General features: G+C 48.8%; 15 protein-coding genes. 8 read left to right on the top strand and 7 right to left on the bottom strand.

What is annotated here, in order from left to right; all coding sequences use genetic code 11:
- Positions 1-141: 141 nt before the first annotated feature.
- A complete protein-coding gene (locus M4J38_RS11840; protein ID WP_251759812.1) occupies positions 142-1,629 on the bottom strand; it encodes an amino acid permease in 1,488 nt (495 codons plus the stop codon).
- A gap of 184 nt (positions 1,630-1,813) precedes the next feature.
- Between M4J38_RS11840 and M4J38_RS11835 the strand changes: the two genes are divergently transcribed.
- From M4J38_RS11835 to M4J38_RS11825, 3 genes are read left to right on the top strand one after another with little or no spacing between them, the layout of a single operon-like run.
- Entirely contained in the window at positions 1,814-3,214 is a 1,401-nt protein-coding gene (locus tag M4J38_RS11835) for a dicarboxylate/amino acid:cation symporter (protein ID WP_251759811.1), read from the top strand.
- A 33-nt stretch (positions 3,215-3,247) separates the two neighbouring features.
- Positions 3,248-3,913: a DedA family protein gene (locus M4J38_RS11830; RefSeq protein ID WP_251759810.1), complete on the top strand. Its 666-nt coding sequence runs from the start codon at positions 3,248-3,250 to the stop codon at positions 3,911-3,913.
- Between the two features lie 19 nt (positions 3,914-3,932).
- Complete coding sequence (locus M4J38_RS11825; RefSeq protein WP_251759809.1) at positions 3,933-5,177, top strand: MFS transporter; 1,245 nt, start codon at positions 3,933-3,935, stop codon at positions 5,175-5,177.
- 11 nt (positions 5,178-5,188) lie between these two features.
- On the opposite strand, the gene M4J38_RS11820 is transcribed toward M4J38_RS11825, so the two are convergent.
- The 3 genes from M4J38_RS11820 to M4J38_RS11810 all read right to left on the bottom strand — a co-directional run bounded on the left by M4J38_RS11820 (position 5,189) and on the right by M4J38_RS11810 (position 7,363).
- Entirely contained in the window at positions 5,189-5,686 is a 498-nt protein-coding gene (locus tag M4J38_RS11820; protein WP_251759808.1) for a hypothetical protein, read from the bottom strand.
- Positions 5,687-5,882: 196 nt separating this feature from the next.
- The gene (gene mdh, locus M4J38_RS11815; RefSeq protein ID WP_251759807.1) at positions 5,883-6,812 is read right to left on the bottom strand and encodes a malate dehydrogenase; all 930 of its coding nucleotides are present in this window, start codon (positions 6,810-6,812) and stop codon (positions 5,883-5,885) included.
- A gap of 56 nt (positions 6,813-6,868) precedes the next feature.
- Positions 6,869-7,363, bottom strand: a complete 495-nt coding sequence (locus tag M4J38_RS11810) for a peroxiredoxin (RefSeq protein WP_251759806.1) — start codon at positions 7,361-7,363, stop codon at positions 6,869-6,871.
- A 410-nt stretch (positions 7,364-7,773) separates the two neighbouring features.
- Between M4J38_RS11810 and M4J38_RS11805 the strand changes: the two genes are divergently transcribed.
- From M4J38_RS11805 to M4J38_RS11785, 5 genes are read left to right on the top strand one after another with little or no spacing between them, the layout of a single operon-like run.
- Positions 7,774-8,640 (top strand): ATP-binding cassette domain-containing protein, encoded by an 867-nt coding sequence (locus tag M4J38_RS11805; protein WP_251759805.1) that lies wholly within the window; start codon positions 7,774-7,776, stop codon positions 8,638-8,640.
- Entirely contained in the window at positions 8,633-9,451 is an 819-nt protein-coding gene (locus M4J38_RS11800; protein WP_251759804.1) for a hypothetical protein, read from the top strand. Before M4J38_RS11805 ends, M4J38_RS11800 begins: the two co-directional genes overlap by 8 nt.
- A 46-nt stretch (positions 9,452-9,497) precedes the next feature.
- Positions 9,498-9,875, top strand: coding sequence for a GntR family transcriptional regulator (locus M4J38_RS11795; RefSeq protein WP_251759803.1), 378 nt, complete (start codon positions 9,498-9,500; stop codon positions 9,873-9,875).
- A 24-nt stretch (positions 9,876-9,899) separates the two neighbouring features.
- Positions 9,900-10,631: a hypothetical protein gene (locus tag M4J38_RS11790; RefSeq protein WP_251759802.1), complete on the top strand. Its 732-nt coding sequence runs from the start codon at positions 9,900-9,902 to the stop codon at positions 10,629-10,631.
- Positions 10,632-10,670: 39 nt separating this feature from the next.
- Complete coding sequence (locus tag M4J38_RS11785) at positions 10,671-11,174, top strand: hypothetical protein (RefSeq protein WP_251759801.1); 504 nt, start codon at positions 10,671-10,673, stop codon at positions 11,172-11,174.
- Between the two features lie 182 nt (positions 11,175-11,356).
- Here the strand turns inward: M4J38_RS11785 and M4J38_RS11780 are convergent, their stop codons facing one another.
- The 3 genes from M4J38_RS11780 to deoC form a co-directional block, all read right to left on the bottom strand.
- Positions 11,357-12,532, bottom strand: coding sequence for a M20 family metallopeptidase (locus M4J38_RS11780; protein WP_251759800.1), 1,176 nt, complete (start codon positions 12,530-12,532; stop codon positions 11,357-11,359).
- A 280-nt stretch (positions 12,533-12,812) separates the two neighbouring features.
- Complete coding sequence (locus M4J38_RS11775) at positions 12,813-13,247, bottom strand: SPOR domain-containing protein (protein WP_251759799.1); 435 nt, start codon at positions 13,245-13,247, stop codon at positions 12,813-12,815.
- Positions 13,248-13,274: 27 nt separating this feature from the next.
- Positions 13,275-13,946, bottom strand: coding sequence for a deoxyribose-phosphate aldolase (deoC, locus tag M4J38_RS11770; RefSeq protein ID WP_251759798.1), 672 nt, complete (start codon positions 13,944-13,946; stop codon positions 13,275-13,277).
- Positions 13,947-13,965: the final 19 nt, after the last annotated feature.

The raw sequence follows: 13,965 nt of genomic DNA, 5'->3' as shown, positions 1-13,965 counted from the left end.
GCGAGGAACGAAGCAGGAAGCAGTGCTCCCTTACGTTGCGAAGTGCGCAGCACAAAGCAATCGCGTGAAAAAAAGAGCCGCTCCCATATCCTGAAAGCGGCTCCTGTTATTTTGCGAGTTACAAAGTAAAGCGTGAAAAAACTACTTATTCTTTTCTTTCTGCAACTTACTATGCTTCTTCCCGTACGCGAAATAGATGATAAACCCAAGCGCCAGCCATCCCGCGAGCCTTGCCCAGTTTTCCCATCCGAGTCCGAAGATCATGGCCGTACAGGCGAGAATGCCTAGTATCGGGAACAACGGTACCATCGGGGTTTTGAACTGACGGGGCATATCAGGTTCCTTCTTCCGGAGGATAATCACCGCCACACAAACCAGGATGAACGCGAACAGCGTACCGATGCTGGTCATGTGACCAACCACATCACCGGGAACGAAGGCCGCGAAAAGGGCCACCAGCAACAGGATCACGAGGTTTCCTTTGTAAGGGGTTTTGTATTTGGGGTGCACTTCGCTGAAAGTTTTAGGGAGCAGTCCGTCTTTACTCATGGAGAAGAATACACGACTTTGCCCTAAGAGCATTACGAGGATTACAGAGGAGAAACCGGCTAGAATAGCCACGGTTACTGATTTGCTCAACCATCCGTATCCGGGCATGAATTCCCTGATGGCTGCCACTACGGAGGCTTCACCACCTTTGGTTGGATCGCGGAAGAATTCTACCGGGGCCAGACCAGTGAGTACGTGGGCGAAGAGAATATAGAGGATGGTACAAACGATAAGGGAACCAAGGATACCGAAGGGCATGTCTTTCTTCGGATTTTTCGTTTCCTGTGCGGCCGTGCTCACGGCATCGAAGCCGATGAAGGCGAAAAATACCGTTCCTGCCGCGCCGAGAATACCCATAATGCCACCGAAGCTGTGTGTAATGCCCTGGTGATCGGTGTATTTGGTGGCTTCAGGAATGTAGGGGGTATGGTTGTCGGCGTTGATGAAACCCCATCCCAAAGCGATGATGAGTACAACGATGGTTACTTTAGTAATCACGATCAGGTTGTTCACGAAAGCGGATTCCTGGGTACCTTTAATGAGCAGCAAGCTAATCGCTGTAACGATGCCAAGCGCAGGCAGGTTGATGATGCCGCTTACGCCGTCAACAGAGGTCTGGAAAGGAGAGTGGCACCATTCGTAAGGAATCGGACTCATATTAAGTACTTCCACCAGCAGGTTGTTGAGGTACTCGCTCCAGGCGATGCCAACGGTGGCCGCGCCTACAGCGTATTCCAGTACCAGGTCCCAGCCGATGATCCACGCGAGGAATTCGCCCATGGTGGCGTAAGTATAAGTGTAAGCGCTACCGGAGATGGGAATGGAAGAAGAAAGTTCCGCGTAACAAAGTCCTGCGAAAGCACAGCCGACAGCGGCGAGGATAAAACCGAGCGTAACGGAAGGACCAGCATTCTGGGCCGCCGCCGCTGCTGTTCTTACAAATAATCCGGCGCCAATAATGGCTCCGATACCGAGGGCCACGAGTCCCCATCCGCCCAGCGTGCGTTTTAATGAGTGCTCACCGGTTTCACGGGCCTCATCCATCAGGCTGCTGATGGGCTTCTTTAAAAACAAACTCATACGTCGTTGTTGGTTTACGATTTAGATTAATTCAGCAAATACAAAAAGTGCGGAAAAATAGGTATTTATTCAGTTTCCCCCGCCAAAAATTTAACAAACCGGATTTTTTACCGACCAATTCCCGTTCCCTTTCTTTCTCATTTTAGTACTATATTGCGGCACTTTGTTACCTAAAAGCTCGTGAATGGGAACGCCAACATCGTCAGGTTCTAACCGCCTCACCCTTTATATTATCATAGCACTGGTGCTGGGCGTGGCCCTTGGCTTTATCCTGAACGGTAATTACCTCGCAACGGAAAATGCGGTGGTTACTTCCGCCGAAGCCAAACTGAAGGTACTCAACCAATCCATCAAATCATCCACCGATACCAGTTCCGCCGCGTTCAAACAATTGCTTGCCGAAAAGGCGGAGCAGGCCACACTGAAAAACAGTGCCCTTGCTTCCCGCGATAAAAAAGTAGAACCATTCTCCCTTTTAGCCGATATCTTTCTTCGTCTCATTAAAATGATCGTGGCCCCGTTGGTGTTCACCACACTCGTGGTGGGCGTGGCCAAACTAGGGGACATCAAATCGGTAGGAAGAATTGGGGGCAAAACCCTGCTCTGGTTCCTCAGCGCCTCATTGATGAGTTTGTTGCTGGGGTTGGTGCTGGTGAATCTCTTCAAACCGGGTATCGCCATGAACCTGCCTCTGCCCGACCTCGGAGAAGATACCGGCATCAAAAAAACAGCGCTTACTTTAAAGGAGTTCCTCTACCATGTGTTCCCCACCAGCGTGATAGATGCCATGGCGAAAAATGAAATTCTCCAGATCGTGGTGTTCGCGCTGTTCTTCGGCGTAGCTACCGCCGCCATTGGCGATATGGGTAAAATTGTAATCAAGGCCTTCGATGCCATCGCCCACGTGATCCTCAAACTCACCGGTTATGTGATGAACTTCGCTCCGGTAGCGGTTTTCGGCGCCATGACCGCCGTGATCGCCAAACAGGGAATTGGTATTCTGAAAACTTATTCCATCTTTATCGGCGAATTCTACCTGGGATTGGGTATCCTTTGGCTCGTACTCATCTTGGCGGGTGGCGTATTCATCGGAAAGCGTGTGCTTGACCTCGTTAGAAGAATAAAAGAACCTACTTTACTTGCTTTCTCCACTTCTTCCAGCGAAGCGGCCTTCCCGAAAACCATGACGGAACTGGAACGCTTCGGCTGCAAAGATAAAATTGTAAGTTTTGTGCTCCCGCTGGGTTATTCGTTCAACCTCGACGGCAGCATGATGTATATGACCTTCGCCTCCCTGTTCATCGCGCAGAGCTACGGTATTCAGCTTGACATGGGCACGCAGATCAGCATGCTCCTCGTGCTGATGCTCACCAGCAAAGGCATTGCGGGCGTACCCCGGGCTTCACTCGTGGTGATTGCCGGCACACTCGCTACATTTAATATTCCTGAGGCCGGTCTGGCGCTCCTGCTGGGCATCGACCCACTCCTGGATATGGGCCGCAGCGCCACCAACGTAGTGGGGAACAGTATTGCCACCGCGGTGGTAAGCAAATGGGAAGGAGAACTTACACCAGCCGATTCTTAATTCAAAAGCAGCATTTCATTTAACTCAAACAGTATGCAAGATTTTCTGGATTTTTTAAAGCAACTCATCGACCCGGTCTGGATACACGCGCACGGCGGATTGTACCTCGTGGCCTTTATTATTTTCGCTGAAACAGGGCTTTTCGTGGGCTTCTTCCTGCCCGGTGATTCCATTCTTTTCGTGACCGGCATGCTGATTGCCCAGCACCAGGCCCCGTTCGCCAGTGATCCCGCAAACCTGTTCTACTGGATGGCGCTGATTTCGATCTGTGGTATCGTTGGAAACCTGGTCGGATATTGGTTCGGTAGAAAATCCGGGCACCTGCTGTTTGAAAGAAAAGATACCTGGCTCTTTAAAAAGAAACACCTTTACCAGGCGAAAGAATTCTATGAGAAAAAGGGTGGCGCAGCCATTATCCTCGCCCGTTTCCTACCCATAGTAAGAACGTTTGCGCCCATCGTGGCGGGCATCGTGGGGATGGAAAGAAAGAAATTCATGTTGTACAATGTGATTGGCGGCCTCGCCTGGGTGGTGAGTCTTGTACTGGTGGGTTACGCCCTCGGTGAGAACGAATGGGTGAAGCACAACCTCGAAAAAATAATCATCGGACTGGTATTGGTGACCACCGCACCCGTTGCGATCAAGATGTTCTTCCCGAAGAAAAAATCAGCGCAAACGGCTGAAGGACCGCAGGAGTAATTTATTCCCCAACTGCTATATGAAAAAATCGGCCTCCCTTTTTAACATGGTGGTCCTTGTTGCCGCCCTGGGTTACTTCGTCGATATCTTCGACCTTCTCCTGTTCGGCATGATCCGCACCACGAGCCTCAGAGATATTGGCATCACCCTGCCGGAAGAGGTGGAACGCATCGGGCTGATGCTCGACAACTGGCAGATGGCCGGTATGCTGATCGGCGGAATCTTCTGGGGGATACTCGGCGATAAGAAGGGCAGGTTATCGGTACTTTTCGGATCCATCATCACTTATTCACTGGCCAATATCGCAAATGGTTTTGTACAGGATACCTCCATTTACGCGGTCCTTCGTTTTATCGCGGGCTTTGGCCTGGCAGGTGAACTCGGGGCGGGGATTACACTGGTGAATGAATCCATGGACAAAGAGAAGCGTGGTATAGGCACAGCGCTCGTGGCTTCCATAGGCATTATGGGAGCGGTTTTCGGCGGATTCATTGTAAAGTGGGTGGGCGACTGGCGCACCTGTTATTTTATTGGCGGGGGTATGGGATTGTTGCTGCTCCTGTTGCGCATCGGCGTTTACGAATCAGGTATGTACGAAAACATTAAGCATGGCAATGCCTCCAAAGGGAATATCCTGATGTTGTTCAACAACCGCAAACGTTTCACGAAGTATATCGCGGTTATCCTGATGGCGGTTCCCATCTGGTATGTCATTCAGTTGTATGCGAAGTATTCTCCGGAACTGGCTGCTGCTATTGGCGTGGATATTCCGGAAGAGGAAAAAAAGAACATCGCGATCAATGGCATCATGCTGGCTTATCTCGGGCTTACGCTGGGCGACCTGGCATGCGGCCTCTTCTCCCAATACCTGCGCAGCAGGAAAAAAGCGCTGCTCACTTTTATGATCGGCACAATGGCCGCCATCGGCTTATTCTATCTGATTGGCGCGCAAAGCAGTTTCGTATTCTATTCCTGTATATTATTAATGGGTTTTATGGTGGGGTACTGGGCGGTTTTTATGAGCACCGCGGCCGAATCCTTCGGCACCAATATTCGTTCCACCGTTACCAATACCGCTCCCAATTTCGTGCGCGGATCGGTGATCGGGGTAAACAGTTTATATGCCTACTTTAAATACAATGCCGGGTTGGATACGGTTACCGCCAACCTGCTGGTGGGCGCATTGGTATTCATCCTGGCTTTCTGGGCCTGGGGAAAACTGGAAGAAACTTTCGCTAAGGACCTTGATTATGTGGAAGCGTAATGCTCCCAGCCCTAGTTTAGTGGAACGAGATTGGCCCTCATTTCCGGCGTGATTTTATTGATATCCAGGATTTTTAACTGCGGCTCGTTCATGGAAGTTTCGTTGATTGGAACCAGTGTGGTGCGCACATCTTTGTTCTTCATCCTGTACATGGCGCCACTGATGGGGTCTACCACAAGCAACCCGATAACACCACCAAACAGGAGGTTGCCGAAATACCAGCCATTCAGGTTCGCGTTCAGCGTAATGGTACTTTTCTGGAAACCCTCTTTCTCCACCACGATGGTGTAAATAGCACGTTTAAAATACCCGGCACCACATTTCAGGTGCACAGTGGCCGGCGTACCTCCTTTGAATACTTCTTTCCCTTTTCTATCGGTAATGGTTACCTGTGCTTTAACAGGATCGCTGTCTATCCCGACGGGATACGATGTTTTGCTGACAATTGTGGCGCAATTGGAAAAAGTGACCGCCGCGCAAGCGGCGATGGCAATGAGTTTAAGGTGCATGATTCGGGGGGTATGATTTGAAGGCTAATATAAAAAAAGAGGGCGTATCAAAAAAATGATACGCCCCGCATAATATATAAAAGCCGACATTCCTCTTGCCTAATCTCAGCGTCTCAAAACAGGAACAAGCCTTTGCGTCCCTGCTTCCTTGCGTCTTCGCGTGAAATGAAGCAGTGCGTGTAATCTCCCACCCAGGTTAAAGCGTTTTCAGCACATCATTCATCGTACGCACCGCATCAGCGCTCTTATTGAAAGCCGCCTGTTCTTCTTCGGTCAGCTTGAAGTCGATGATCTTCTCCCAACCACCTTTTCCGAGTACCACGGGTACCACGAGGGAGATATCGTTCTGGCCGTATTCTCCTTCCAGGGCCACACCGCTGGAGATGAGTTTTTTCTCATCGCGGAGAATGCTTTCCACCATAGCCGCGGTGCCTGCTCCGGGTGCATACCAGGCGGAAGTGCCGATCAGTTTGGTGAGGGTAGCGCCGCCCACCATTGTATCGGCAACAATCTTATCCTGTTGTTCCTGGGTAAGGAAATTGGTAACAGGCGTACCGTTCCAGGTGGCATGTTTAATAAGGGGGATCATGGTAGTGTCTCCATGTCCGCCGATTACTACCGCGTTCAGGTCGGCAGGGGAGCAACCCAGGGCCTGGCTGAGGTAGAATTTAAAACGGGCGGAATCCAGTGCGCCACCCATACCGATCACTTTGTTCTTGGGCAGACCGGAAGTTTTGTACGTCAGGTAGTTCATGGTATCCATGGGGTTGGATACTACTATGATGATGGTATCGGGAGAATATTTCAGGATGTTTTCGGTTACCCCTTTAACGATGCCTGCGTTCACGCCGATGAGTTCCTCGCGGGTCATACCGGGTTTGCGGGGCAGGCCGGAAGTGATTACTACCACGTCGGAATCTTTGGTAGCGGCGTAATCATTGGTCACACCTTTGATCTTTGTGTCAAAACCAAGCAGGGCGGCGGTTTGCATCATGTCGATGGCCTTACCTTCGGCAAAACCTTCTTTAATATCCAGTAATACCAGTTCTTCGGCCAGTTCTTTACGGGCGATATTGTCGGCACAGGTTGCACCTACGGCACCGGCTCCTACGACAGTAACTTTCATGGAAGCTTATTTATTAGAATGAAAAAATAAAGATTTGCGGGGCAAAGGTAGGGAGTTTACTTCTCTTTAAAGTTGTTAATAAGTGCGGCGGGCTTCACGTTGCCCTCGTTCACTTTAATGAGGTTTCCCTTTTTATCGTAGAAGGCCAGGTAAGGCAGCGAATTCACCCCGTAGAAAGATGGAACGAAATATTTGGTATCCCTCCCGATCATGATGTTGGGATATTGGGCGAGTTTGTATTTCTCTTTAAAGGCCCGGATGGTTTCCATGGGTTGATAAGAACACATCACGATCTGAACATCTTTCAGTTTGTCTATATTGGCGAGAATGTCTTCGGTCTGGTGCTGGCAATGGTCGCAATCCGGACTGAAATACATGATCAATACAGGTTGGTTCTTTTTCAACTGGTTTTTGCTGAGTTTGGATACACTGTCGGTGGCCAGCAGTTCAAACGGCGGAACCGTGGGGAAACGCTTGTAAGCGGGTTCTGTATTTTGAGCGGAAAGGGTGGTGAGGGAAAAAAAAGTTGCCAGTAAAAAGATGTATTTCATAATGTAGCTGTTTTTAGCATTGGATAACCTGATTCCGGTGGAAGCCTGGCGTTTCATTGTACATGAAGAGCACGGGCGGTTCTGGAATTATGCTTGTAAAGATAAGGAAGAAGCCGTGGGGATACGAGCGGTATTATCACATGGCGGATATCCGCTTTTCATCATGCTCTGTTCGGTGAAAAAACTTAAACTACGTTTTTGGAATTTATTTCATTGAATTATAGTGGATTAGGATGATGAGGTGCATCCCGGTGCACCGGACCCGGTGCCACCGGGGTGGTTTTCCCCCTTCGCCTACCGTGTTTCTCTTTCTCAGAAACGATAAAAAAACTTCCCGACTTATTTGTTCAATTCAAAAATCCTCCTACATTTGTAGTGTACTAATACAATAGTACACTAAATCAGTAAGCATGATAAACATCCAACAACTCAATTTCTCTTACCGGCGCAAGCCTGTATTCCGCGAGTTGAACCTTAGCCTGCAGCCCGGGTACATTTATGGTTTACTCGGAAAGAACGGAACCGGGAAGTCTACGCTCCTGCGCAACATCGCCGGGTTGCTTTTTCCCGGCGGCGGTTCTATTTCAGTAAATGGTTTCAATCCCGCGGAGCGGAAACCCTCCTTCCTGGCCGACATATTCATGGTGCCCGAAGAATTTTTCCTGCCCAATATCCCCATCAAGGCTTTCGTAAAAAGCAACGCGCCTTTCTACCCGAACTTCAGCAAAACCCAGTTCGAGCAATACCTGACAGAGTTCAGTATTCCCATTGAAAATACCCTGCAGCAAATGAGTTACGGCCAGAAGAAGAAAGTGCTCATCAGCTTCGGCCTCGCCTGCAATACCTCGGTATTATTAATGGACGAACCCACGAACGGACTTGATATCCTCAGCAAAAGCCAGTTCCGCAAAGTAATGGCAGGCGCCGTGAACGAAAACAAGTGCATCATCATCAGTACCCACCAGGTAAAGGACCTCGAAAACCTGATCGACCGCATCACCGTAATCGATGAAGGAAAAATCCTGTTCGACCAAACCATCGACAATATCTCCCGGAAACTGTTGTTCAGGATTTCTTTCAGCACCGATGAACTGAAGCAGGCTATTTACGCGGAAGAATCCCTCAAAGGCAACGCGCTCATTCTGCCCAATTATATGGAAGAAGATACCGCCATCGACCTGGAAATGCTCTATAAGGCCATCGTGCTGAAAGGAGAAGCCGTACACGCCGTTTTTAACAACCCATCCTCCACTTCTAAATCCGTTCAACATGCATGATACACTTAACTTCGGCCGCCTGGGCATGCTTATACGCAGGCATTGGGCCGAGAACGTAAAATTCTTCTTACTCGCCGCACTTGCTTTGTTCGGGCTCATGGCCATGGTCTTCGCTATCTGGGTAATTGCTGAAGGATCAGATTACCATGAAGACGATACCTGGGTGATATTCCTTGTCGGACTTTTTATTACCGGTTGTATTTTCGCCAGTCTCTCTTTCAATGCACTCGGGGATAAAGCGAAAGGTACTTACTGGATGAGCCTTCCCGCGAGCCACCTGGAAAAACTGATCGTTACCATTCTCTTTACTACCGTTTTCTTTTTTGCCGTGTACTGTGCCGTTTTTTTTCCTATCCGGCAAATGGCTTTCGCCTATATTGAATCTTCGGCAAAGGATGATCCTTTGAATTACAAACTGACTTATCTGGACTGGAAAAGAGATGCTGAAGTAAAACTTGTGGCGCGTTATTTCTTCTTGTGCTTCATCGCCGTACAATCGCTGTTCCTGTTGGGAAGCGCGTATTTCAAAAAGTTCGCTTACGTGAAAACGGTGATAGTTGGCGCGGCCTTCGTCTTTCTTTTTGTATGGATGATGACGGGAATTGACGATAAAATGTTTAGAGAATTCGGGCAGGTAAACTGGAACGTATTTGAAGCAAGAAAGCTGGATTTATCTGGAAGAGGTGCACCTACACAGGTGTATAAAGTATCTGAATTGTCCAAAGACTTTTCACTCTTCATGCTCCGGTACATGTGGGCGCCGGTGTTCTGGGTCGTAACCTGGTTCCGCCTGAAGGAAACCGAAATTTAACAGCGGGAAAGTATAGCCATAGCCAAACAAATTAAAACAAAAAATTATGCAGTTCCACAATAACGGACAGGCCATTTACCTGCAGATCGTTGATTATGTGTGCGAGAAGATCCTGCGGAAACAATGGAACCCCGATGATAAGATACCCAGCGTGCGCGAATTGGGGATGCAGCTTGAAGTGAACCCCAATACCATCGCCAGGGCCTACGATTTCCTGAAGCAACAGGACATCATTACCGATAAAAGAGGGATCGGATATTTCATTGCGGCGGAAGCCGAAGCCCGCGTGCAGCACTACCGCAAATCGGTGTTCATCGAAACCGAATTGCCTCCAGTGTTCCGGGTAATGCGGATGCTGGGCCTGGAAACCAACGATCTTCAACCATTGTACGATCAATTCAAAAAACAGGATGCGGTTGCCTAACCCGCCACCATAAAAACTTTAATCATGAAAACAAGTAATAGAATTCTGCTCGCGCTGGGGGTATTCGCGTTTGCGCTGCCTTTGTTCCTGGCATTCACCCTGAAAAGTAAAATAGAAAAAGGGGAATATGTTTTGGATGATAAGCCTCATTATGATGGCATCTCATCCCGTAGAATGTTGCCTGAAACCGGCTATTCCGTGATCAAGTTAAAAGGACCCGAAGTTGGAGCAGATGTATTCCAGGTAACGGTGATACAGGATTCATCCGCTTATTTCAACTATTACAATGGATGGGAGCGTGACAGTGTGCACTCCCACATTCAATCGGACACACTTTTCCTGGAATACGCCACCCGAAATGACCCCAACTCTTATACGCATACAGCTATCCAGCTTTCTATCCCCAAAGATTATACTTTACTGATAGACGGAGCGCTGGTGAATTTGAATGAGTACACCCATTCCATCGATTCTCTGCACCTGGTTACAAAGGGGTATGCAACCCTGAACCTGGGAACAAGGGAGAATCAAAATACTTCTGATTCATTGGTGATCAACTCCTTGTTTATTGAAGCGAGTGGTGGTGGCGTTCTTTTTGCCAATAATATGAGGGTTGACAACCTGAATATGGACTTGAAAGGAGATGCATCCCTGACCGTGGAGAAAGGGGCGAAAGTGAATAAAATGAATGCCGCTATTGGCGATAACGCTACCATTCACGCCCCGCTTTCTTTCCTGAAACAATTGCTGAAATAACTTTTGAATTGTACATTCACCCCCAAACCTTTATCACCCATGCTAAAAAACATCTTACTCGCAACCGCGCTTATCCTTGGAAAAATTTCATTCGCGCAATGCGATAAACCCATCTTGCTGAAATGCTCGAAAGGGATTGAGATCAAAAACGGCAATCCTGGACAGGAAATGCCCTTTGAATGTTCCCTGGAAATTGCCAATGGTAAAATCACCCTTACAGCTACCATGGAAGGCAAAACGGAATCTGTGGAAGGAAATATTACGGAGACCGTTCGTTGCGACTGGAAAGAGTTCCTGAAGAACGGTATCATGCAGTACAGGGCCTCCATGAGAAAAGGGGACGAACACGAGGAGAATGCCACCATAGAGATTAAGAGCGAAAACAACTATACGCTGGTAACACTTGCTTCCGATCCCGATACTGGTTCTAAGCTACAACTCGTCGTAAAGGAGTATACGATTCTGGAGACATCCGGAAATGAACAGGAGCAACAGCCTGTTGTTGAAAATAAGAAGAAGAAAAAGGCTAAAAAGAAACAGTAAAGCTCGTCTCGTAAGAACAGTCGCCTATACAAACGGGTTATGAATTTCAGCCATTCATAACCCGTATTTTTTTAGAATAAGTTGAAATCAGCCAACTCACCAATGCCTTGCGTCTCCGCTCCCTTGCGTTGCGAACTGCGAGGCTGCGAGGAACGAAGCAGGAAGCAATTGCGTGAAACTTCCTAAACCGAAGCCCCCAGCCACGCCATCATACCCATCCCGATCTCTATCGCCGATTCATCAATATCAAAAGTTGGCGTATGCACCCCCGATGTAATGCCTTTTTCCTTATTCATCACCCCCAGCCTGTAAAAGCATCCCGGGATCACTTGTGAATAGTAACCGAAATCTTCGGCCCCCATGCGCAGTTCCGTTTCTTCCACCTTATCATCGCCCATGTACAACTTAGCCTGGTCCCAGGCTTTGGTGGTGAGTGCTTCGTTGTTGTGCACGGTGGGATAGCCAACATCGATGTGCAGGTGCACTTCGGCGCCCATGCTCTTCGCGGTGCCTTCCACGATGTTCCTGATCAGTTCGTGTGCCTTAAAGCGCCATTCTTCATTCATGGCCCTGAAGGTACCCATCATTTTCACTTCACTGGGAATCACATTGGTGGTATGACCGCCTTGTATAGAGCAGATGGACAACACGGAAGGTGAGAACGGACTATTGTTGCGGCTGATCACCTGTTGCAACGCGGTCACGATGTGCGCCGCCACAAGAATGGTATCCACGGTTAAATGTGGTGCGGCGGCGTGTCCGCCTTTGCTTTTCACCGTGATGTAAATTTCATCGGCGGAGGCCATCACCATCCCGCTTCTGAAACTCAGTTTGCCTACTTCCAATTGGGGATTTACGTGTAATCCTATAATGCCCTGCGGTGCGGGGTTTTCCAGTGCACCGTCTTTGATCATTAAACTCGCGCCACCGGGGTTGCGTTCTTCTCCCGGTTGGAAGATGAGTTTCACGGTTCCTTCCCAGTCGGCTTTTGTTTCCTGCAGTATTTTCGCGGCGCCCAACAGGCAGGTGGTATGCACATCGTGGCCACACGCGTGCATGATGCCAGGCTTTGTAGATTTATACGGCACATCGTTGGCCTCTTCAATCGGCAACGCGTCCATATCGCCACGCAGTGCGATGATGCGGGAAGAAGGATTTTTTCCTTCAATAATGCCAACTACACCGGTGGTGGCTTTGGTGGTAAATGGGATGCCCCAGGAACGAAGTTTTTCCTGCACGAAGGCCGCCGTTTCAAATTCCTGGTAACTGAGTTCGGGGTGCGCGTGTAAATGATGTCTTACGGCGATCATTTCGGGCGCGTATTGTTGGGCTAGGGCTTTTATTTTTTCGGAGAGCAAATTTGAAATTTTGAATTTTGAATGATGAATGTTGAATGAGGAGGTTGAATTCACATACTCATCCAGCATTTCAGCATCTAAAATAAGTGAATTATTATGGGAAAGAAAAACAGTTTGCAGTAGCGGATAATGTTGTATATGGAAAGAAATACTGGTAAAGCTCCGTCAATGGGAAGTTGCCCAATAAAAAGCAGAATACCATAAACAAGAACGGTTGAAGAGCTTCGTGCTTTTTAAAAGAGAGCAAATATGTTGAATTATGAAAATCCATCATTCAACATTAAAAAGCGTCCTCCTCCAACTTATCCAGCTTCACCTCAATGGTTTCGGCCACAATGAAAGAGCCGCTGGGATAGAACTTCACCACCTGCCGCATGACCTGCTCGGCTTCGGCGCGGGTTTTAAAGTTGCCCAGTTTCAGTTTAAAGAATGGCGCGTTGTATTGAATGTACGAATTGTGCGCCGGGAAATTCTGGAGCATTTTGGTTTTGGCGGAAATGGCTTCGTTACGGTCGCGGGTGCTCACCACCTGAATACGGAACCCTTTTGCTGTACGACGGTTGTCGCGGGTGGTGTATTCATTGATCTCCATCTGTTTTTTCACCAGTTGATCGATCCGTGGATCTTTGTGTACCACCACGGCGTTTGAAGTGGTTTGCGCAAAGCTCGCCAGGGAGCAGGTCACCAATAAGAGGAGTATAAAAACTTGTTTCATCCGGTGATATTTAGTGGTGAACGGAGATCAATAACCATGCCCGTTCACCGGGGTTTCTGTTACAATGGCCACGCCCGCGCTGCATCCGATGCGGGTGGCACCGGCGTTGATCATGGCCAGGGCGGTGGCTTTGTCGCGGATACCACCCGACGCCTTGATGGCGATGTGCGCAGGTAGGTGTTGCCGCATCAGTTCCACGGCTTCCACGGTGGCGCCTTTTTCAGCGTATCCCGTAGAGGTTTTAAGGAACTGTACCGGGAACTTGCTGTAAAGTGCGCAACAGCGGATGATTTCATCGTTGGAGAGTACGCCCGTTTCGAGGATCAGTTTGATGGCCTTTCCTTTTTGCCGGACGATCTCCGCGATGGGTTGAATCTCTTTTGCGAGGTAATCCCAGTCGCCGTTTTTGATTGCGGTTATGTTCACCACCATATCTATTTCGTGGGCGCCATCCACAATGGCCAGTACTGTTTCGGCCACCTTTGCTTCTATGGCGGAGTAGCCGAATGGGAATCCCACCACCGTGGCCACTTTCACTTCAACCGGCGCCAGTATCGCGGCGGCCCTTTTTACGTAGGGCGGTGGTACGCATACGGCGGCGAATCCATATTCTACGGCCTCGCTGCATAGTTTTTCAATGTCGGCGGTAATGGCCGTGGGTTTCAATAAAGTATGGTCAATAAAAGAAGCGATATTCATCTCCGGTAATTCTCCGGCA

The organism is Parasegetibacter sp. NRK P23, from assembly GCF_023721715.1.
GTDB lineage: Bacteria > Bacteroidota > Bacteroidia > Chitinophagales > Chitinophagaceae > Parasegetibacter.
The sequence above is the reverse complement of the archived record's forward strand: the minus strand, read 5'-3'. Positions and strand labels throughout refer to the sequence as shown.

Coding starts and splice junctions, on each gene's coding strand:
- M4J38_RS11840 (WP_251759812.1), bottom strand. CDS start 1,629: ATGAGTTTGTTTTTAAAGAAGCCCATCAGCAGCCTGATGGATGAGGCC.
- M4J38_RS11835 (WP_251759811.1), top strand. CDS start 1,814: ATGGGAACGCCAACATCGTCAGGTTCTAACCGCCTCACCCTTTATATT.
- M4J38_RS11830 (WP_251759810.1), top strand. CDS start 3,248: ATGCAAGATTTTCTGGATTTTTTAAAGCAACTCATCGACCCGGTCTGG.
- M4J38_RS11825 (WP_251759809.1), top strand. CDS start 3,933: ATGAAAAAATCGGCCTCCCTTTTTAACATGGTGGTCCTTGTTGCCGCC.
- M4J38_RS11820 (WP_251759808.1), bottom strand. CDS start 5,686: ATGCACCTTAAACTCATTGCCATCGCCGCTTGCGCGGCGGTCACTTTT.
- mdh (WP_251759807.1), bottom strand. CDS start 6,812: ATGAAAGTTACTGTCGTAGGAGCCGGTGCCGTAGGTGCAACCTGTGCC.
- M4J38_RS11810 (WP_251759806.1), bottom strand. CDS start 7,363: ATGAAATACATCTTTTTACTGGCAACTTTTTTTTCCCTCACCACCCTT.
- M4J38_RS11805 (WP_251759805.1), top strand. CDS start 7,774: ATGATAAACATCCAACAACTCAATTTCTCTTACCGGCGCAAGCCTGTA.
- M4J38_RS11800 (WP_251759804.1), top strand. CDS start 8,633: ATGCATGATACACTTAACTTCGGCCGCCTGGGCATGCTTATACGCAGG.
- M4J38_RS11795 (WP_251759803.1), top strand. CDS start 9,498: ATGCAGTTCCACAATAACGGACAGGCCATTTACCTGCAGATCGTTGAT.
- M4J38_RS11790 (WP_251759802.1), top strand. CDS start 9,900: ATGAAAACAAGTAATAGAATTCTGCTCGCGCTGGGGGTATTCGCGTTT.
- M4J38_RS11785 (WP_251759801.1), top strand. CDS start 10,671: ATGCTAAAAAACATCTTACTCGCAACCGCGCTTATCCTTGGAAAAATT.
- M4J38_RS11775 (WP_251759799.1), bottom strand. CDS start 13,247: ATGAAACAAGTTTTTATACTCCTCTTATTGGTGACCTGCTCCCTGGCG.
- deoC (WP_251759798.1), bottom strand. CDS start 13,946: ATGAATATCGCTTCTTTTATTGACCATACTTTATTGAAACCCACGGCC.